Raw genomic sequence first — 19,500 nt, forward strand, 5'->3', positions numbered from 1 at the left:
TCCTTTCAGTCCCGCAGGTAGGCGCCTTCGGCGGCTCGTTGCAGATCGACGGAGATATCGTCGGCGGTGTACACCTCCACCCGGGCGATGCGAGCCCCGGACAGCGCGAAAGGTGAGTGATATTCGGCGGATACGGGCTGACCGCGATCCCGACCCACATTCATGCCCTCGCCCGACAGCGAGAAGAAGAACGGCTGGATCGTCACGTTCGATGCCCCCACGCGTTCACCGTTGAGGTACAGGTGCGCGTCACCGGTGGGTGAGGGTCCATCACTACCGGTTTTGCGAAAATCGACGCCGAGGGTGACGCCGCCGAGGGGCAGCGTGCGATCGGAGACGAGGTGCTGTTCGCGCTCGCCCAGCCAGTTGTAGACGTAATGCAGGCGCTGATCCTTGACGAACAGCGAATGCCCGCCGAAGCGGCCACCACCGGCGAAAATCACTCCCGCACAATCGATATTGTCGATCGTGACATCCGCGGCGATGGCGAATGAGCGTCCGATCATCACGAATGCCCGTTCGGGCACCTCCGAACCGCCCGGATAGAGCGTGATGCGGCCGTTGCTGTCCGCGACCGAAGGCCGCTCCAGATCGGCGATCTCCATACCGGTGCGGTCATCGAGCGGATAGCCTTTGTAGAGCCCGGCCTGCTCGTCCCACAGCGCGACCAGTTCGGCAAGGCGTTGTGGTTCGGCGGCGGCCCGGTCGTGCATCTGATTGCGGTCGGTATCAAGGTGATACAGCACCCAGGTGTCCTGATCGAAGTGTCCCCACCCGTTGGGGGCCGGAGCATGCACGGTGTTGGCCTGCCAGCCATCCCGCCACATCGCCCGGGTGCCCATCATCGAATAGAACTGGGTGTGCTTGGGCGACACAGCTTCCGGGTTGCGCAGCACCGTCGCCATCGACACGCCCTCGAGCGGGGTCTGTTTCACCATGCGCACGGAGTCCGGCGCGGGGATTCCCATCAGCTCGTACAGGGTGGGCACGATATCGATGGCGTGAATGTAGTTGTCGCACTTCACTCCTCGCACCGAAAGCCCGGCGGGCCAAGAGATCAGCAGCGGGTCGGCGGTGCCGCCTTCCCAGGCCGCGTTCATCTTGTACAGCTTGAACGGGGTGTTGAACGCCATCGCCCAGCCGTTGCTGTAGTGCGGATAGGTGGCCTCGCTGCCGAGTTCGTCGAGCTTGGACAGGTTTTCATCGAGGTTCTCGGGAATCTGGTTGTACCAGCGATTGGCGTTCACCGACCCCTGCGGGCCGCCCTCGGCGGAGCTGCCGTTGTCCGACATGGCGACGATGATCGTATTGTCGAGTTGCCCGGTCTGCTCCAGATAGTCGAGTAGTCGCCCGACCTGCTGATCGGTATAGGAGGCGTACCCGGCGAACACCTCGGCCTGCCGGGCGAACAGCCGCTGCTCCCCCTCACTCAGCGCGTCCCACGCGGTGACCAAATCCGATGCGGGCCAACCCAATCCCTCGGCACTGGTGGCGTGCGCGAGCGGATTGATATCGGGCAGCACGGTATCCGCGGGCAGCAGCCCGAGTTCCTGCTGCCGCAGCAGGACTCGTTCGCGATAGTGCTCATACCCGTCGTCGAACACGCCCCTGTACTTGTCGGCCCATTCCCGGAACACATGATGCGGGGCATGACACGCGCCCGGGCAGAAATACATCATCCACGGCTTATGCGGAGCCGTCGCCAGCGAATCGGCGAGGAATTCGATGGCATGATCGGCCAAGTCCGCGGACAGGTGATACCCCTGCTCCGGTGCGGCGGGCGGATCGATCTGATGGTTGTCGTACCAGAGGTCCGGATACCACTGATCGGTCAGCCCGCCCAGAAACCCGTAGAACCGATCGAATCCGCGCCCCAGCGGCCAGGTCCGCTTGGCCGCACCCATCGACATCTCCGAGGCGGGCGATAAATGCCATTTCCCGATCGCCATGGTGTTGTACCCGCGCTCACGCAACACCTCGGAGATGAACCCGTTCTCCGGCGGGATATAGCACGACATGTTCGGAAAGCCATCGGAGATCTCCCCGATCACAGCCATCCCATTGCTGGTCGCATTGCGCCCGGTCAGCAGTGCCGCACGCGTGGGCGAACACAGCGCGGTCGTATGAAACTGCGTGAACTGCACCCCCCGCTCCGCGATCCGCCGCATATTCGGCATCTCGATTTCCCCGCCGTAAAGATCCCACGACCCGAACCCCATGTCATCCCACACGACATAGAGCACATTGGGCGACCCCTCCGCCGCCCTCGGCTCGATGAACGGCCCCCAATCCGGCACCGAATCCCGCACATCATGAGCGATCTTCCCACCGAACTTCGGCGTCATCGTCGTCTCCTCGGCAGGCGAACCGGACCGACCACTCAACTGCGACCCCACCGCGGCGCCCGCGACCCCAACCCCCGCCAGGGCCGCCCCCGCACCGAACAACCTACGTCGTGACATCCGCGGCTTCTGGAAACCACCGTCCGTGTCGGCATCGCCTCTCATCAACGTCCTCTCGAAACCCGCACCGTCGACCAATTCGATCTCTTGGACCCGACGCTACGAATCCGACCCGGACACCTACCTCACCCCCGGGGGGTGAATTCGCGACGCGCGAGCGGACGAGCCCGATCGGCGGCGTCGATGACCTTGATCCCGGCCGAATCCAGCTGGGGATTCATGGATCTCAGCGTGCAGAGTTCCTCGGGGTTGAAGCAGCCCGTGGCCGACGTTCGAGTGAGAGCGTCACCGAAGATCACGGCGGCTTGGGCGGCATGGGCGTAGCCGCCGGTGCATTCGACCGTGCGGGCTTCGAGTTGGGTTCCCCGGCGTGAGGTTGCGATCCAGTGCAGGATCGGTTCCGCACTGGGTTGAGGTGAGATGGATTGTCGCCCAATGCGGAAGGGCATTTCGGGGACGTCGGGGAGCAGGCCCAGCGGGTTGAGGGCGATGACCAGGTGGTGGAGGTGGGGGCGGTCTATGTAGGCGAATGTTCGGATGGTGCGGCCGCCGGCGGTATCGAGGAGCCAGGCACGGTCGCGTTCGGCGAAGCCGAAGCATTTCTTGTTGCCCATCGGCGGCGGTAGGGGGACGGTCCGGGTGTCGTGGCGGGGGGACCGTTTGTTGTAGACGCCGTGGTGGCCGATGGTGGTGAGGTTCTCGTGCACGAAGTGCACGCCCGCGCGGCCGGCCATGCCGCTGGCGGGGAGGCACATTACGAAATCGACGGTGTCCGACTCCGGGTGACGCGCGAGCATGTCGGCGATGACCAGATTGGTTACCCCCGGTGCGAGCCCGGCGTTGAGGAGCACCGTGCCGCGAGATGTGCTCTGGGCGGCTCGGATTCGGAGTCGGCGGGCCGAGTTGACCGGGACCGTGGCCATATTGAGGATCCGGTGGCCGTGTTCGAGGGCCCATTGCTCGGCGCGTAGGTCTGCGTCGGCGACCGTGTTGATGGTGAGATCAGCTGCCGCGAGGGCGGGGCCGATGGTTTCGGGGCGGGACAGGTCGACGGGTACCGAATCCGGGTCGCCCCGGTATCTGCGTGTCCCCCGCAGCACCTGCCACCCCGCGTGGCCGTAGGCCGCTGCGACGGTCCCGCCCAGGACGCCGTCCGCGCCGATCACCAGCACTGTTCGAGTGTTCATCGCGTTTCCCCTATCCCTCGGATTCGGAAGTTTCCGAACCTTCTCCACGCCGGTGACCGACTGTAAGTCGCAGACCGACTCTGAGTCTGTTCAGTATGATTACCAACCGTGAGTGAGGTCAAGGGCGGCAGTCGCCGCGATATGTACGCCGCGCTGACCAGGACCGCGATCCTCGACGCGGCCCGCAAGCTCTTCGTGGAACGCGGATTCGACACGACCTCGGTCGATGACATCGCGCGCGAATCCCAGCTCAGCAAGGGCGCGGTCTATCACCACTTCCAGGACAAACAGCAGGTCTTCGCCGAGGTGTACCTGGAGGCCGAGCGGATCGTGATGGTCGAGGTCGCCAAGGCCGCCGCCGCGCCCGACCTCGCGCCCTGGGATCGCGCCGAGGCGGCCGCGCAAAAGGCCATCTCCTGCTATGCCGCCGATCCGGACACCCGCGCACTGCTGCGGCAGGCCACCAGCGTGCTCGGCTCCGAACGCACCCGCGAGCTCGACGCCACCATCGCCATGCCGTTGATCGAGGGCATGCTGACCGAACTCGCGCGGGTCGGTGAATTGCGGGCGGTGAATACCGATGTCGCCGCACAGCTGGTCTTCCGACTGTTGGCCGAGGCGTCGATGACGGTCGCCCTCGCCGAACATCCCGAACAGCTCACCGCGGACGTCGAACTCGTCACGTTCACCATGCTCAGGGGATTGCGCGCGCAGCCTCAGCCCTAGCTTGTGAATCGGACATTTCCATTGATAACGTTCGGCCGATCGGCGACAACATTGCCGAATCAGGCTGGAACGGAAGGAAATACGCTGTGAACAGGGTCATCACCCTCGCCCTGGCCGGTATCGCGCTCACCGGTTTCGCCATCGGCACCGCCGAGGCCCGCACCATCGATGGCGGGACCTTCGCCACCCGTGCCGCATGCGAGTACGCCGGGAAGACTCAGGTACGCGGCGAGGTGCTCGGCTACCGATGCAGCGCCACATCACCGAATTCGGCGACCGGGGACTACTACTACGCGCTGTACCTGGAAACCCGGGATGCCAACCGTCCCTGCCAGACCGGCGGCACCGGCTCGGCCGCTGCCTCTTCCGAAGCGTTCTGCCTGTTCCAGCGACGCTGAATCGGATTACGAACGATCGAGGCGGATTCGCGCGACCAATGAACGATGGTCCGCGCCAGGCAGACTCACCGTCTCGACGGTGAGCGCGCTCGCCCGCGCAATGAGAATGTGGTCGATCCCGACCAGCGCGGGCCAGCGTTTATCGGTGGGATAGGTGACCAGGTGCCCCGCACCCGCCTGTTCCGTGGCATCGCCGAACCGCTCCGACAGCAGTGCGCGGAACTGCGCGTGATCGTAGGTCGCGTTGAAATCCCCGGCCGCTATCACCGGCCGATCCGCCGGGGCCTGCGCGAGAATCCCACGCAGCCTCGACAATTCGTCCGCCCACACCCGAGTGCCGTACACCGGCGGCACCGGATGGAACACGTAGATCGAAACCGGTCCCGCGCCAGGGATATTCGCGGTCGCCGATAGCTGATTCAGCACGAACCCGTCGTATTCGACGGTGTCCGACAACGGATATCGACTCCAGATCCCGGTCCCGGTCGCGGTCCGCCCGGGCGAGAGGTACCGGTACGGCAGTACCTCGTCGAGTCCCGCCCGGCCCAGCCCCGCCACCGCGGCCGGTGTGAGCTCATTGACGGTGAGCACAGCGATATTTCGCGCCCGAACCCGTTCGACCACGGCGGTGGGATCGGCTCCGTCGAAGAGCAGATTCGACTGCATCACCATCACCTCCGGCCCGTCCCCGCCGCCCGACCGGCCGAAGTACAGCGGAGCTTGAGTCCACACCGCACCGGCCACGACAATGCCCGCCACGCTCGCGCCGATCCACCGTCGCGTGGCGGCGAACGCCACCGTTCCCACGAGCGCGGCACCCATCAAATAGGGCGCGCCCGAAGCCGCGAGAACCACCGCCCGGGCTTCCGAACTGCTGAAATGCAGACCGATCCCGGCAATTCCGGTCAGCGTCGCGGCCCATCCGACCGCGCCCGCACTGATCCCCACCCACTTCGACACCACCGCAATAGACAATCACACGGCTGCGCGACCGACTATTGACATGTGAGCGACTCGAAGTATGGTTCAGACTCAGAGTCTGTGAATCTTCGATCGCACCGAGGAAACCCCATGCGACCTGCATCCACCGCAATTCCACTGCTGGCCTGCGCCGCCGCCGTACTTCTCGCCGGTTGCGAAAACCAGGACACCGCACCCGCCAAAGCGGCTGCCACGACCACCGCCGACTGCACACAGCACGGCAAATACCCCGCGTCCCCCACTGTCGATCTACTCAACGGCCTGCTGACCAAAGGTCTGGACCCGAATGTCCCCAATACCGACAAGGTCGACCTGATCCAAGGTGCGGTCGGTGATCCGGGACTCTTCAATCGCATGCTGCCCGCGCTACAGCAGGCCAACTTCGCGGTCGTCATCGACAACGTCACCGACTACTGCAACGGCACCGCCAATGCCGATGCCACGCTGAGCTTTTCGGGCCAGACCAGTCCGGCCCAGGTACCGATCGTCGCCGAGGACGGGCGCTGGAAACTCGAACGCACCTGGGCGTGCGGCCTGGCGGCCAGTCTGCAGCAGACCTCACCGATCTGCGCCTGAGCAATCGGCGGCGGATTCCGCTGCCCCGCAACGACATACAGAGCTGACCTCACGGGGAAGAGGGCACGACACATGTTCCTGACACGATTGACCGACATCGCACAACGATCACCGCGCCGCATTGTCGCCGCGGCAGTGCTGTTCCTGGTGCTCGCGGGTGTGTACGCCGCACCGGCCACCTGGAAACTGGCGGCCGGTGGCTTCTTCAATGAGCCCGGGGCCGAATCGACAAGGGCCGAGCAGCTTTTGGAGGGGATCTTCTCGGCCGGCGGCGAACCGCTCGTGCTGACGGTGAGCACCGACGCGGGCGCGGACAGCCCCGCGGCCACCGCACGCGGGAAGGAGATCCTCGCCGCGCTACAGGGATCACCCTATGTGCGGCAGCCGATCTCGTATTGGACGACACCCGCGCAACTGAGCGGGCCGCTATTGAGCCGGGACCATCGCACCGGATTGGTCGCCGCACAGGTCGTCGGCGATGACGTGGACGCACCCGCGCGAGCTCGCGAACTGGTCCAACCCCTGCTCGGCACATGGGATGGCGTGACCGTCACCGCGGGCGGACAGGCCATGGTTTTCAGTCGGATGCAGCAGCAGACCCACAGCGATCTGCTGCTGCTGGAAGCCATCGCGATACCGCTGACTTTCCTTGCCCTGGTGTGGATCTTCGGCAGCGCGGTGGCGTCCGTCATCCCGCTGCTGGTGGCGTTCTTCGCCATCGCCGGAACCACCGCGACCCTGTGGACGCTGCACTGGTTCACCGGGGTCTCGAGTTTCGCCATCAATGTGGCCACCGCGTGCGGACTCGCGATGGCGGTGGATTACACGCTGCTCATGGTGAGCCGTTTCCGCGAGGAAACCCGCGCCGGGCGATCACCGCAACGAGCACTGGCGATCACCATGGCGACCGCCGGACGCACCGTGACCTTCTCGGCGCTGATCATGGGGTCGGTCTTCCTGGTGCTGACGGTGTTCCCGCAATATATGTTGCGGTCCATGGGATTCGGCGGCGCGATCGCCATCGGGTTCGCGCTGTTCGGCGCATTGCTGATCGCACCCGCGCTGCTGGTGCTGCTGGGTTCGCGACTGGACGCGTTCGATCTGCGCACGCCGGTGCGTCGGTGGTTCCGCAGGCCCCCAACGCGATTCGTGCCGCCGGAGCAGCGGTTCTGGTATCGGGCAGCGCATTTCGCCACTCGACGACCCATCGCGGTGGTTCTCGTCGTCGGCGGCGTGCTCGCGGTGATGGCCGCACCGCTGCTGGGTATCAAACTGGGATTTCCGGATGACCGTGCGCTGCAGGCCTCCACATCGGTGCGGCAGACCGGCGATGTATTGCGCGCTGATTTTCCGCAGCAGAATCTCGCCGGGCAGGTGGTCATTGTGATCCCCGGCGGCGTCACCGGGCCGGGCGAGATCGCGCGATATGCCGCCGCGTTGTCCGATGTCGACGGCGTGACCACGGTCGCTGGCCCCAATGGCCTTTACACACAGGGCCGTTCGGTCGGAGCCGCGACATTCGGCTCGGCGATCAAAGGTCATGCCGCCTATCTGACCGTCTCCACCAACCGAGATCCGCTCAGCGACAACGGAAAACAACAGCTAGCCGAACTGAAGCGAGTCGCCCAACCCGCACCGGCGCTCTTCACCGGGCTCGCCCAGCGCGATATCGACAACACCCGTGGCGTCACCGGCAAAATCCCGGTGGTGTTGCTCCTGGTCGCGGTGATCACCCTGATCCTGATGTTCGCCATGACGGGCAGTGTGGTGCTGCCGATCAAAGCGTTTCTGCTGAACCTGCTATCGCTCGGGGCGGGACTCGGCGCGCTGGTGTGGATTTTCCAGGACGGTCACCTCGAGGCGCTGGGCACGACCGCGACCGGTGCGGTGAATCCGATCAACCCGCCGTTCCTGGCCTGCGTCGCGTACGCGCTGGCCGTGGATTACGAACTGTTCGTGCTGGCGCGCATCAGGGAGGAATGGCTCGCCTCGCCGCGCACCGCCGCCGATAACGAGCGCTCGGTGGCCCTCGGCATGGCTCATACCGGTCGACTGGTCACCGCGGCGGCCACCATCATGATCATCGTTTTCGCCGCCATGTGCGCGGGCCAGGTCTCGTTCATGCGCGCCTTGGGTTTCGGCCTGACCATCGGCGTACTCGTAGACGCGTTCCTCATTCGCACGCTGTTGGTCCCGGCCTTCATGACCCTGCTCGGGCGCGCCAATTGGTGGGCGCCGCGTCCGCTGGCCCGCTGGCATCGGCGAATCGGTCTCGGCGAATCGGCGGTGCCGGACCGGGATCCCGAGATCGGTCAGCTCGTGGCCGATCCGACTACCGCCACAGCGTCGACCTCATCCAGGTAGGCAGTCTTTCGGACATATCGGACAACACTGCGCACCGCGGTTCCCGATGGGCACCGCGGTGGCCCGGGAATTTCGGCAACGTTGCGCGGTTACAGTGGGACGCTTTCGATCGACCGCTAGACAAGGATTTACGTTGACCGAACCTCTGCACGAGGCGCATGACCGGGCCAGTTGGGCTGAATTGTTCTTCGATCTGGTGCTGGTATTCGCGGTGACCCAGGCAGCGCATCTACCCGTCGGGCATCCGAATTGGGGCGCGGTGGGGCAGGCAGTACTGCTGCTGGCCGTGATGTGGTGGTCGTGGGTGGGCGTCACGCTCGCGGTGCACGGTGTGGAGGACACCGATCGGCAGCGGTTCTTCCTGTTCGCGGCCGGACTGTGCATGTTCGTCATGGCGATCACGGCGCCGCACGCGTTCACCGGACGCGCGACGCCGCTGATCTTCGCGGGCGCGCATCTGGCGCTGCGGCTGCTGCTGTGGAGTGCGATGCGCCGCAAGAAGGCCTTCGATACGGTGTTGAACCCGTACGCGGTGACCGTGATCAGCGCGGTGCTGCTGGTAATCGCGGCATTCGTGCCGGACGGCGGTGTGCGCAACGGAATCTGGATCGCGGCGGTGCTGCTGGCCTTCGCGGGTCCGGCCGTGCGGTCGCGGGCGCTACAGGGCGTGCAGTTCGGCGCGACCCATCTGCCGGAGCGATTCGCGCTGTTCGTGATCATCGCGCTCGGCGAATCGGTTGCCTCGGTGGGTAATCAAGCCGCGGAGTCCCATCTCGGGATATCTGCCTGGATCGCCATCGTGCTGACGTTCGCGCTCGGCTGCGGACTGTGGTGGCTGTACTTCGCCTACGGATTCGCCGCCATCGAACATTCACTGCGCACCAATGTGATTCGCGCGACGGTGGTTCGGGACGTGCTCAGCTACGGGCACATGCTGCTGGTGGTCGGCCTGGTGCTGGTGTCGGTGGGCGCGCGTGCGGTGGTCGAACATCCCACCGAGATCGCGCACGGCGTCAACGCGCATCTGCTCGCGCTCGGGGCGGCGCTGTTCGTGCTCGGATTCTGCTTCACCCGCTGGCGCATGTTCGGCGCGCCCACGGTCGGGCGGACCGTCACCGCGCTGGCGCTTTTCGTCGTCGCCGCGGTGGGGACGCTGTTGCCCGGCATCGTGACGCTGATCATCGTGACCGCGATGATCGCCGCATTGAACGGCTATGAGCACTGGGTCGTCTCGACGAACCGGCCACTGGCGCTGGTTCGCCTGCCCGTGCGCTCCTGATCCAGAACTCGGCTGTGCCACAGGCTATTACGTGTCACAAAGCCGAGTTCTGCATGTGCAGATGTACTTGCAGCACGCTAGGCTCGGCATGGGAATCGGCAGGGTTCCCATTGGGGGTGGTGATGGAAATCAGCTATGCCACTGCGGGATTCGGAGCCGAGTCCTGCCGGATCGGGATCGCCGAGGTAGTGCGTTCCTACGGGATCGACACCGTGCGCAGTCGAATAGCACACCTGCGCAGTGTCGGAATGAACTACGCCGCAACAGCTATCGAGTGCGAGCTGGAAGCCAGCCAATCGGCCGGGGCCATGGCGTCGGCATTGGTGTGCCTTACGGAGTGATGACCCCGATTTTGGTGGCTGGGGATTCGCCGAACCGCGAGATATGGTTCGCCCGTACCAGTTGAGGGGATAGTCATGAGCTGCTTTTCCGGACGGCCCGCACCGGGGAGCCGACCGCCACTCGGCGGGTCGGCGTGCGAGTCGGGAAGGTGACGCTGACCGCTTCGACCGCGGCTTCGGACATTTCCTTCGCGGAAGAGCAGCCGCAGCGGGCGACACTTCCCTCGCGACTGGCTAGACCGGTGCTTGTGAGTGGAATCCTGCTCACCGCGGCGACTTTCGCCGTCGGCGCCTGGGAGCGCCGCTGGATCGCGGATGACGGCTTGACCGTGCTGCGTACGGTGCGCAATTTGCTGGCGGGCAATGGACCCGTGTTCAACGCGGGTGAGCGGGTCGAGGTCAACACCAGTACCGCGTGGACGTATCTGATCTGGTTCTTCAGCTGGCTGACGCAGGCGCGGCTCGAGTACGTGGTGCTCGGTATCGCACTGACGCTCTCGGTCACAGCGATCGTCTTCGCCATGCTGGGCGCTTCGCGGCTGTGGGGTCGCGGTACCCAATTGCTGCTTCCGGCAGGGGCTCTCGTCTATATCGCGGTGCCCCCGGCGCGCGACTATGCCACCTCCGGGCTCGAATCCGGCCTGACGATCTGCTGGCTGGCGGTGCTGTGGTGGTGGATGATCCGCTGGAGTCGTGCTCGAAGTATGCGCCGCGCGGATGTTTTCGGGCTGTGCTTCTTCGCTGGGCTGGCACCGCTGATTCGACCGGAGATGGTGTTGGTCGGCGGGCCCGCATTGCTCATGATCGTCTGTGGGCCCGTGCGGGCTAACGGACTGCGCCCGTGGAAATTTCGAGTGCTGGCCTCCGTGATCGCCGGTCTGGTGCCAATCGGCTACCAGATCTGGCGGATGGGCTATTACGGGTTGCCGTACCCGAACACGGCCGTCGCCAAGGATGCCAGCGGTGCGAAATGGCGGCAGGGGTTGATCTACCTGTGGAACATGATCGGGCCGTATTGGCTGTGGGTACCACTGGCAATCCTGGCGCTGACAGCGCTGGCCACGGTGCGGGCATACAGGTTCGAATATCGGTCCTGGCTGGCCAATCGCTCGAAAGACACTCCGCGCCAGCGTATTCGCCGATTCAGAGTGTGGCTGGGAACCCCGTCGGCCGTCGTGGCACTGATGCTGAGCGCCGCCGCCTTGCTGACCATTTACCAGGTGCGGGTGGGCGGTGATTTCATGCACGGCCGCATGCTGCTACCACCGCTGTTCTGCGTACTACTTCCCGTCATGATGTTGCCGCTCACCTCCGTTGCCGCACAGCGGAACCCGCTCCTGCAACTGACTCGCGTGGCATCGTTCGCCGCAGTTGCGGGCTGCGCATTGCTCGCCACCGGCGTCACTGCCATCACCACACCCAACGGGATCACCCCCACCGGTATCGCCGACGAGCGGCACTACTACATCCAGAGCACCGGTCGCGCGCACCCGATCCGGGCCGAGGACTATCTCGACTATCCTCGGCTCCGGCCCATGATCATCGATCTCGGGGCGGCTCCGGCCGGTGGCTTACTCATCAACACGCCGTCCTTCTCCACCTGGTACGTGGTCCCGCCGCGAGCTCCGAATTCGGTTGTGCCCCAAACCGTCTTCTATGTGAATCTGGGCATGATCAGCATGAACATGCCCTTGTCGGTCCGCGTCCTTGACCCCGTCGGGCTGTCATATCCCTTGGCAGCGCATACCTTCCGTTTCCCCAATGCCCGCATCGGTCACGACAAGAATCTCGATTCCGACTGGGCCGTAGTCGATTCCGGTATGGCTACGCATCATCCCCGACTGCCCTGGTATCTCGACGAGGGCTGGGTCAGTCGGATCGAAACGGCCCTGACCTGCCCTCGAACCGAAGACCTGCTGGCCTCCGCCCGTGCGCCCCTGACCTCGGACCGCTTCCTGCGCAATATCGTGTACGCGCTCGACTACGCGTCGTACCGCATCGATCGCGTTCCCGAACAGGAATTGGACCGCTGCCAGCTGTGACATCGCCTCGGTGCCAGCGTCAAAGCCGTCGAGTACGGAGGACTCCGGTCAGCAGTGGAAGGGTGAACTCGCCGCCCGCCGTCGCGGGGTTGCTCAGCAGGAAGGACCGAACCCGTGCGAGCAGGGTTTCGCGCTCCAGATCGGGCATAACCAGCACCCCCGCCCGTGTCCCGAGCGTCGCGGCAAGGGATTCGGCGGTGCGACGCTGCCCGTGCGCGAACTCGGATTGCTCGGCCGATCCGAATCGAGTGAGTGCGCTCGCGACGGGAAGGTGCAGTGCCGCAGTGGATTCACGCCAACTACTCACTGTGTCACGCACTCCGATGGCCGCGCTTCCCGCGACTCGGGCCAACTCGGCGACCCACTCAACCTCGTCATCCATGACATTCCACAACCCGGCGAAGACTCCCCCGGGCGTCAGCACCCGGGCGATCTCCGGCCCCGCCGCATCCATATCGAACCAATGCAACGCATTGCCGGCCACCACGGCATCGACGGACCCATCCGGCAGCGGTATCGCCTCGGCACTCCCCGCGAACGCCCGGACGCCCGGCAGCGCTTGCCGCAACTCGGCCAGCATCGCCGAATCAGGCTCAACCGCAACAACATCGACGCCCATGGCAACCAATGTCCCGGCCAGCTTGCCGGTTCCCGCCCCGAGATCAAGCACTCGCGGGCCCGGCGCGTTTTCCAGCGCCCAGTTCACCGCGGCAGGCGCATAGTCCGGCCGATGCGCGGCGTAATCAGCCGCGGCAGCGCCGAACGACGAGGCAAGGACGTGCCGCCCATCCTGGTGCATGCGGCCACGCTACCGAGCCTCAGCCGATCGTCTCGCCCTGTTCGGCCGCTCCGGCGCGTTTGGCGCGAATGGCATCGAGTTCGGCAGCCTTTCGTGCCGCCATTCGCTCCCGTGTGCCGGAGGTTCGGTGCGGGGTCGCGGCTCGTTCGCGCCCCTGCGCCCGGATGGCGGCCCGGCGACGAGCGGCGTCATCGGTGATCTCATCCATCGTGCGCACCGAATCGATCAGCATGGTCACCGGCAGGATGAACACTCCCCAGAAGACCGTGTACTGACCGCCTTCGAAAACCGCTCCGAGGTAGATCGCGTACCCGATGAAGCCAACTCCGATGAGCCCGTTCAGAACTCGCCGCACCAACGCCAGACCGGATGCGGCGAACGCCAGCCCGACCAGCACAATCCCACTGAGCACCAACAGAATTACGTACGGACCGAACACACATCCCCCGATCGAGCAGAAATAACGCCGCCCAAAATTACGACATCCGCGGCAACGGCGCTACTCGACCTCGATCAGTCTCCCACCACACCATCACCGGACAGCTCGAGCCGAAACTGACTCCCACTCGCATCCGGCCGCCACCCCCGCGCGAGCGCCTCCCGAATGTTATCGGCAACCTCACCGGGCAACACCGGCCGAACCTCCGCCGCACTCCACGCACTCGGATGCGGACGATCCGTGGTCACCAACAGCGTCGTCCCACCCCGCCCCGGCCGAGCAACCGCATAAACACACGGCGACCACCCCATCGCCTGGTTATAGGTCCCACGCCCGCGCAACCTCCACCGATAATCGACACCATCAACCGTAATAGGTCGTGATCCCTTGCGGCTCAACGTCATTACGCCACCTCCAACTCCCTACCGACCTTCATCGTGCCAGTCAGGTATACGGCGACCCCGCAATCAATTCCACCGAATATCCGCTCTCAGACGGCCCGGGTCGGCGCGGGCAACCCGGCGAGGGCGGTGCGCAGGTCATCGATTTGGCGATAGTGGACGCCGATCATGCCGAGTTCACGAGCCGCGATGACATTGGCTTCGGAATCGTCGATGAACAGACAGCGGTGCGCGGGAACTCCGATTCGCTCACTGGCGATCCGGTACACCGCGTGATCCGGCTTGATGTAACCGATACGGGCGGTATTGATTACGACGTCCGCGAGCTCGCTCAACCCCTGCCGAGCCAAGTCGTGCTCCAGCCGTGTGGTCCCATTCGAGACCAGTGCGAGGGGCACGACCGCGCGCACCTGCCTCAGCAGTGTGACAACCTCATGATCGACATGTGGCTCGAGTCTCGACCATTCGGCCACCGCACCCAGTGCACGTGACTGCGATCCACACCGCTCCGCAATCTCGGCAGCGATAGCCGAACGCCACTGTTCATCGGTGATCTCCCCGGTAATGGCCGGACGCAAGCGATCCGGGGCAAACGCCACCGCAGCCAGAGTGCCCCGCGGAAGGTCGTGACCGCGTTCGATCCGATCGGCCGATGGCCAAATCCGCAGCACACCATCGACATCGCAAAGTACAGCGTCGAATCCGCTTGCAGTCATGGCTATCTCCTCGAAATTGCCCAGCTGATCGGCCGTCGTAAGCGCTTCGCGCGCGAGTGACGATCCACTACATGATGCCGTGTTGGATTCATGTCAAAGAAGATCCGTGACCGCGTCATGGGCTGGGTCGCCGGACATCCAAACTTCGTTCCGCCTCAGGAGGGCCGTCTCGCACCGAATGGATCCGGCTTCGGTCTGCTCGGGAAACTGGTTGCCGAATGGAAACCAGTTGATGTACGGTCAGGGTATGCACGACATGCACACGCCGGAGCAGGCGCTGGAAATTGCCGCGGCGACCACTCGCCAGGCGCACGAGGCCGCTGAACTGCCTACCTGGGGACCTGTCGCCGCAGGTGTGCTGGCAGGGCTGGGTGTCGCGCTGTTGTGTGCGGCGGAGGCGGACTTCATCAGTGGGTTCAGCTGGATCGCGTGGATTGCCGGAACCACTTCTATCGCAGCGGCTTTGATGGTTTCACGCTGGTTGGGCAAGGTGCGGCGGGATCGCGGGCTTGTCCCGGCTCCGGTGTCGGAGTGGAAGCTGTTGCTGGTCGTTGTGGTGCTCGCGCCGTCGGTGCCTATGCTTGGTCTCGCGTTTCCGGCCTGGTATGGATTGCTGTGCGGAGTGGCCGGAGTGATTGCGGGTGGATGGATTTGGATGACGCAGGCACGGCCCCGGACCATGCCGTGGATCAACTGAACGAGCTATTCGCCTCGCTGCCCCGGCTCAAGCTCGTGGCATTCCTCGACGGGTGCGCCGAGGCCGAATTCCTGGTCATCACCGAGCTGTGCGAACTGAACAAGTCGACACTGTCAAAGTCGATGACACTGCTCGAATCCGCCGGATACATCAAGGTCACCAAGGGCTACGACGGCCGTAAACCGAAGACCTGGCTTGCCCTTACCCACAAGGGCCGCACCGCGTATCACGCCCACCTCGCGGCCCTGACCGAACTGACGCGCAAAGCGGGCGCAGCGGGCACCCATACCTGACAGCCATCGAACCCACCGACCTCCGTCGTTCCACAGAGCGAACTTCGTTGAGGTACTGCATACTTGGCAGCCGCCAGGGGTGCACCTCACTGGCATCCATGTGTTGAAAGCTCTATCCGGCAGTGATTTTCACTGCTTTCGAGGAATGCCAGATGAGAACGACCAGGCTTGCCGCGAGTGTGCTCGCGGCCCTGTTTCTGCTGTGCGCGTGCAAGTCCACCACGCCGCCGATGGGGCCCAATACCGCTGGGGGACAGGAGGGGACGCTATCGGCGGGCGACGCGATCAAGGCGCTGGCGAAGCTGCCGATCAAGGAGAGCGCGCCCATGACCGGGTATTCGCGGGATCAGTTCGGTCAGGCGTGGACCGATGAGAATGACGCGCCGGGTGGGCGCAACGACTGCAATACCCGCGATGACATTCTGCGGCGGGATCTCACCAAGGTGAAACCCGCCAGCGGATGCCAGGTGGAGACGGGAACGCTGAAAGACCCGTACACCGGCAAGACCATCAACTTCGATCGCGGGCCGAAAAGCAGTGCGGTGCAGATCGATCACATGGTTGCGCTCGCCGATGCGTGGCAGTCCGGTGCGGCGAAGCTCAGCGCGGACAAGCGCCGCGATCTGGCCAACGACCCACGCAATCTGATAGCCGTGGACGGGCCGACCAATGAGTCCAAGGGCGACCGGGACGCGGCTACCTGGCTACCGCCCCAAACCTCCTTTCGCTGCACCTATGTCGAGCATCAGGTACAGGTGAAGACGCTGTACGGACTGTGGGTGACGCAGGCCGAGCACGACGCGATCGAGGGCGTTCTGAAGAGTTGCTGACCGGGCCGGGAGGCGCACTCAGTCGGTCCACAAGGTGATGTCGTGGGCCTGGATCCGGGCTCGGACCCGGGTGAGGGCATCATCGACGGATTGGGCGGGCAGGCGGCGGCCGTCGCGCAGGCGGATCGCCACCTCCCCGTTGACGACCTCGGCCGCGCCGATGATGAATTGGTATGGCACAAGGCGGGTTTGGCGTACTCGCGCCGCCAGACTCCCCGCGTCGGCGGTCACCACCTCGACGCGCAAATCCGAGTTCAGGCATCGGTCGCGGAGTTCGGCGGCGGCCGACTCCTGGGCCTCGGAGACGGGCAGTACCGCGATCTGAACTGGGGCCAGCCAAGCCGGGAATGCTCCGCCGTGGTGTTCGATCAGGTGTGCGACGGCGCGTTCGACGCTGCCGATAATGCTGCGGTGCACCATGACCGGGCGATGCTTGGCACCGTCCGCGCCGATGTAGTGCAGGTCGAAGCGCTCGGGTTGATGGAAGTCGACCTGCACGGTGGACAGGGTCGATTCCCGCCCGGCGTGATCACTGACCTGGATGTCGATCTTCGGGCCGTAGAAGGCCGCTTCACCCGGAACGGCCTCGTAGGGCACGCCGGAGCGGTCGAGCACCTCGCTCAGAATCTTGCTCGCACGCTGCCACATCTCCGGCGCCGCAACATATTTCCCGCCCGGCCCCGGGAGCGAGAGCCGATAGCGGGCACCGGTGATTCCCATCGCCGCATAGGCGGAACCGATCAGTGTGAGTGCGGCAGCGGCCTCGTCGGCGACCTGATCCAGGGTGCAGAAGATGTGCGCGTCATTGAGCTGGATGCAGCGCACCCGGGTCAAACCGCCCAGCACGCCGGATAATTCGGAGCGATACATAGCGCCGAGCTCGGCCATGCGCAGCGGCAGCTCGCGGTAACTGTGCGAACGGGACCGGTACATCACCGCGTGATGCGGACACAGGCTGGGCCGCAACACCATCTGCTCACCGCCGACGTCCATCGGCGGATACATGTCCTCGTCGTAATGTGCCCAGTGACCGGAGATTTCGTACAGTTCACGCTTGCCGAGCACGGGCGAATAGACGTGCTGATAACCCGCCCGCCGTTCGACGGTGCGGATGTATTCCTCGAGACTGTGCCGCACAATCGCTCCGTCGGGCAGCCAATACGGGAGCCCGGCCCCGATCAGTGGGTCGGTGTCGAACAAGCCGAGTTCCCGGCCCAGTTTCCGATGGTCGTACATGTGCGTCTTCCTTCCGGTAGAAGGCGGATGACCACATGCGAAAGCCCCGGGCATCCGCCCGGGGCTTTGATCAGAACAGCATCAGCGCGCCGGGAAGTACTCCGGCGTCGTGGCGAGGTGGGCGCGCTGCATGGCGAGGACGGTACCTCGCACCGAATGCGGGACGCAACGACATATTCGCGTCACCGCTCGAGGATCGGCGCACCGGTCCGTCAGATCCGCTGTTGGTGTGGCACTTTCGCATCCTGACCCCAGGCCGCTTTCCGAGCGTCGATCTCATCGGCGTGGACGTACTCGCGGAACAGCTGATTCGCCCGGTACCCGACGCTTTCCGCGGCACGACCGAGTTCGCCGAGATCCTGCCATCGGTGCGCGCGATCGAGCAGTTCGGCCGCGAGCAGGGCCAGCACGGGAATCGGACCGGCGGTGGCCGTGGCGATCAGAGCCTCCGCACCAACGGTTCCGGCCCACACCCGGCGCAGCTCATCGGCATCACAGCGCCGCACGAATTCCAGGACACTGCCCGGCTTGTGCTGCTCGGCGCAGTCCATGATCAGCCTGATCGCGACCGACCGCTGCCGATGGGCGAGATAATCGGTGACCGTGAGTGCCGGCGGGATGGTGTCCGCAACCGGAACCTCGCGGCGGACAGCCCGATTCGCGTTCCCGACGCCGCTGTAGTCGAGCATCTTCTGCATATCGGATCCGGACAGCGTGAACACCCAGGCGGGCAGACGCGGGCAAACGCGCTTGGGCGGCGCCTTCTCCCCCACCGGTTCGGGCGCCGCCGGTACCGGATCAGCGCCAGCAGCCTGTTCGATCGCCGTGCTGCCCTCGGAGCCACGCCGCAGCAACTGCCGCAACCGCGCCGTTCGAGAAATATTGTCGGACACTGCGAGTCCCCCCTTTGGACCGGACCCCGGCGCACACACGCCGCGGACTCTCCACGCTAGCGCCAGAATCCATCGCCGCCCATCACGTTAACGCCTCAGTTCCGATCGACCGCGGGTCCGGCGCAGCCGCGACGACAGCGACTCGCATGCCACGGCTAAATGATCTTGTGCGGCTTCCGCTCCGAGTTGTCGGACCATCCGGGTAGGTTCCTTCTTGTCGCGGCAAAGGTGTTGCGATGCTTTATATTTCGAGGCCCCAGAGTTCGGGGTGGATAGTGGGTGACGCTGTGGGATCACAGGGACGACGGCCGATGCATATGGTCGTCAAGTGTGGAATGGCCGCTGCGGTGGCGGTCGCCACGGTCACGGTGGGTGGCACGATGGCGACGGCAGGCGCCGACCAACCGACTTCGGGATGCACCTATTCGTCGGGGTCGATACCGGCCAACCAGCCGGCGGTGTCCGGCACCACGTTGCAGGTGAATTCGACCTACACGGTCAGCGCCGCGGTGCTGAATCCGAACACCACCATCGCCTTCAGCGCCGTCGCCCCCGACGGCACCAGCGCGGCGATCGGCTCCCCGATCGTGGTCGCGGACGGCGTCGGCACCTCCGTCAGCGTGCAGTGGACTCCTAAAACCGCAGGCGCACACCGTCTTTACGCGGCCGAATCCGGCCCCGGCTGGAACTTCACCTACGGCCCGACCACCTGCACCGTAGCGGCAGCGCCCTCGGGATCCGGTTCCGCCAACGGCATTCCATTCCTCAGCGGACTCTGATCGCTGACATGCCGCCGCTGTCCCGCACTACGGGCAGCGGCGGTTCAGCTGATTGCGACGG

General features: G+C 65.0%; 19 protein-coding genes. 11 read left to right on the forward strand and 8 right to left on the reverse strand.

All coding sequences use genetic code 11. The features are described from left to right. Positions 1-5: 5 nt before the first annotated feature. Both ACFVUS_RS26385 and ACFVUS_RS26390 read right to left on the reverse strand, forming a co-directional pair. On the reverse strand, positions 6-2,345 hold the full coding sequence (locus ACFVUS_RS26385) for an arylsulfatase (protein WP_387771789.1): 2,340 nt from the start codon (positions 2,343-2,345) through the stop codon (positions 6-8). Positions 2,346-2,587: 242 nt separating this feature from the next. Next, a complete protein-coding gene (locus ACFVUS_RS26390) occupies positions 2,588-3,649 on the reverse strand; it encodes a hypothetical protein (protein WP_387771791.1) in 1,062 nt (353 codons plus the stop codon). 108 nt (positions 3,650-3,757) lie between these two features. Here ACFVUS_RS26390 and ACFVUS_RS26395 point away from each other — a divergent pair, with 108 nt between their 5' ends. Next, positions 3,758-4,375, forward strand: coding sequence for a TetR/AcrR family transcriptional regulator (locus ACFVUS_RS26395; RefSeq protein WP_387771793.1), 618 nt, complete (start codon positions 3,758-3,760; stop codon positions 4,373-4,375). An 86-nt stretch (positions 4,376-4,461) separates the two neighbouring features. Further along, positions 4,462-4,773, forward strand: a complete 312-nt coding sequence (locus ACFVUS_RS26400; RefSeq protein ID WP_387771795.1) for a hypothetical protein — start codon at positions 4,462-4,464, stop codon at positions 4,771-4,773. Positions 4,774-4,779: 6 nt separating this feature from the next. Here the strand turns inward: ACFVUS_RS26400 and ACFVUS_RS26405 are convergent, their stop codons facing one another. Further along, entirely contained in the window at positions 4,780-5,733 is a 954-nt protein-coding gene (locus tag ACFVUS_RS26405) for an endonuclease/exonuclease/phosphatase family protein (protein WP_387771797.1), read from the reverse strand. 111 nt (positions 5,734-5,844) lie between these two features. On the opposite strand from ACFVUS_RS26405, the gene ACFVUS_RS26410 reads away from it, so the two are divergent. The 4 genes from ACFVUS_RS26410 (at position 5,845) to zomB (ending at position 12,356) form a co-directional block, all read left to right on the forward strand. Further along, the gene (locus ACFVUS_RS26410; RefSeq protein WP_387771799.1) at positions 5,845-6,330 is read left to right on the forward strand and encodes a hypothetical protein; all 486 of its coding nucleotides are present in this window, start codon (positions 5,845-5,847) and stop codon (positions 6,328-6,330) included. 72 nt (positions 6,331-6,402) lie between these two features. Continuing rightward, positions 6,403-8,694 (forward strand): MMPL family transporter, encoded by a 2,292-nt coding sequence (locus ACFVUS_RS26415; RefSeq protein WP_387771802.1) that lies wholly within the window; start codon positions 6,403-6,405, stop codon positions 8,692-8,694. A 133-nt stretch (positions 8,695-8,827) separates the two neighbouring features. Further along, positions 8,828-9,973 carry a low temperature requirement protein A gene (locus ACFVUS_RS26420; RefSeq protein WP_387771805.1) on the forward strand — a complete coding sequence of 382 codons (1,146 nt, stop codon included), beginning with the start codon at positions 8,828-8,830 and terminating at the stop codon, positions 9,971-9,973. A 496-nt stretch (positions 9,974-10,469) separates the two neighbouring features. Continuing rightward, positions 10,470-12,356 carry a flagellar motor control protein ZomB gene (gene zomB / locus ACFVUS_RS26425; RefSeq protein WP_387774702.1) on the forward strand — a complete coding sequence of 629 codons (1,887 nt, stop codon included), beginning with the start codon at positions 10,470-10,472 and terminating at the stop codon, positions 12,354-12,356. 19 nt (positions 12,357-12,375) lie between these two features. Here zomB and ACFVUS_RS26430 read toward each other — a convergent pair whose 3' ends face one another. From ACFVUS_RS26430 to ACFVUS_RS26440, 3 genes are all read right to left on the reverse strand, one after another. Continuing rightward, a complete protein-coding gene (locus ACFVUS_RS26430) occupies positions 12,376-13,155 on the reverse strand; it encodes a class I SAM-dependent methyltransferase (RefSeq protein ID WP_387771808.1) in 780 nt (259 codons plus the stop codon). A gap of 19 nt (positions 13,156-13,174) precedes the next feature. Beyond that, on the reverse strand, positions 13,175-13,567 hold the full coding sequence (locus ACFVUS_RS26435) for a hypothetical protein (protein WP_387771811.1): 393 nt from the start codon (positions 13,565-13,567) through the stop codon (positions 13,175-13,177). Positions 13,568-14,084: 517 nt separating this feature from the next. Further along, complete coding sequence (locus ACFVUS_RS26440; RefSeq protein ID WP_387774705.1) at positions 14,085-14,666, reverse strand: HAD family hydrolase; 582 nt, start codon at positions 14,664-14,666, stop codon at positions 14,085-14,087. On the opposite strand from ACFVUS_RS26440, the gene ACFVUS_RS26445 reads away from it, so the two are divergent. From ACFVUS_RS26445 to ACFVUS_RS26460, 4 genes are all read left to right on the forward strand, one after another. Beyond that, the gene (locus ACFVUS_RS26445; RefSeq protein ID WP_387774768.1) at positions 14,622-14,771 is read left to right on the forward strand and encodes a hypothetical protein; all 150 of its coding nucleotides are present in this window, start codon (positions 14,622-14,624) and stop codon (positions 14,769-14,771) included. The two genes, ACFVUS_RS26440 and ACFVUS_RS26445, sit on opposite strands and share 45 nt — an antisense overlap. A 187-nt stretch (positions 14,772-14,958) precedes the next feature. Then, entirely contained in the window at positions 14,959-15,408 is a 450-nt protein-coding gene (locus ACFVUS_RS26450) for a hypothetical protein (protein WP_387771814.1), read from the forward strand. Continuing rightward, positions 15,396-15,701, forward strand: coding sequence for a transcriptional regulator (locus ACFVUS_RS26455; protein ID WP_387771817.1), 306 nt, complete (start codon positions 15,396-15,398; stop codon positions 15,699-15,701). Before ACFVUS_RS26450 ends, ACFVUS_RS26455 begins: the two co-directional genes overlap by 13 nt. Before the next feature lie 152 nt (positions 15,702-15,853). After that, the gene (locus tag ACFVUS_RS26460; RefSeq protein ID WP_387771820.1) at positions 15,854-16,531 is read left to right on the forward strand and encodes an HNH endonuclease family protein; all 678 of its coding nucleotides are present in this window, start codon (positions 15,854-15,856) and stop codon (positions 16,529-16,531) included. Positions 16,532-16,549: 18 nt separating this feature from the next. On the opposite strand, the gene thrS is transcribed toward ACFVUS_RS26460, so the two are convergent. Together thrS and ACFVUS_RS26470 are read right to left on the reverse strand one after the other, a co-directional pair. Then, a complete protein-coding gene (thrS, locus tag ACFVUS_RS26465; RefSeq protein WP_387771823.1) occupies positions 16,550-17,767 on the reverse strand; it encodes a threonine--tRNA ligase in 1,218 nt (405 codons plus the stop codon). 212 nt (positions 17,768-17,979) lie between these two features. Continuing rightward, positions 17,980-18,660: a hypothetical protein gene (locus tag ACFVUS_RS26470; RefSeq protein ID WP_387771826.1), complete on the reverse strand. Its 681-nt coding sequence runs from the start codon at positions 18,658-18,660 to the stop codon at positions 17,980-17,982. A gap of 335 nt (positions 18,661-18,995) precedes the next feature. Here ACFVUS_RS26470 and ACFVUS_RS26475 point away from each other — a divergent pair, with 335 nt between their 5' ends. Continuing rightward, entirely contained in the window at positions 18,996-19,439 is a 444-nt protein-coding gene (locus ACFVUS_RS26475) for a hypothetical protein (RefSeq protein WP_387771829.1), read from the forward strand. The last annotated feature ends 61 nt before the right edge of the window (positions 19,440-19,500 follow it).

Origin of the sequence: Nocardia sp. NPDC058058, from assembly GCF_042885355.1 — a bacterium.
GTDB lineage: Bacteria > Actinomycetota > Actinomycetes > Mycobacteriales > Mycobacteriaceae > Nocardia.

Bases quoted from the DNA above. Each gene is read 5' to 3' on its own strand.
- ACFVUS_RS26385 (WP_387771789.1), bottom strand. From the start codon at position 2,345: ATGACGCCGAAGTTCGGTGGGAAGATCGCTCATGATGTGCGGGATTCG.
- ACFVUS_RS26390 (WP_387771791.1), bottom strand. From the start codon at position 3,649: ATGAACACTCGAACAGTGCTGGTGATCGGCGCGGACGGCGTCCTGGGC.
- ACFVUS_RS26410 (WP_387771799.1), top strand. From the start codon at position 5,845: ATGCGACCTGCATCCACCGCAATTCCACTGCTGGCCTGCGCCGCCGCC.
- ACFVUS_RS26415 (WP_387771802.1), top strand. From the start codon at position 6,403: ATGTTCCTGACACGATTGACCGACATCGCACAACGATCACCGCGCCGC.
- ACFVUS_RS26430 (WP_387771808.1), bottom strand. From the start codon at position 13,155: ATGCACCAGGATGGGCGGCACGTCCTTGCCTCGTCGTTCGGCGCTGCC.
- ACFVUS_RS26450 (WP_387771814.1), top strand. From the start codon at position 14,959: ATGCACGACATGCACACGCCGGAGCAGGCGCTGGAAATTGCCGCGGCG.
- ACFVUS_RS26460 (WP_387771820.1), top strand. From the start codon at position 15,854: ATGAGAACGACCAGGCTTGCCGCGAGTGTGCTCGCGGCCCTGTTTCTG.
- thrS (WP_387771823.1), bottom strand. From the start codon at position 17,767: ATGTACGACCATCGGAAACTGGGCCGGGAACTCGGCTTGTTCGACACC.
- ACFVUS_RS26475 (WP_387771829.1), top strand. From the start codon at position 18,996: ATGGCCGCTGCGGTGGCGGTCGCCACGGTCACGGTGGGTGGCACGATG.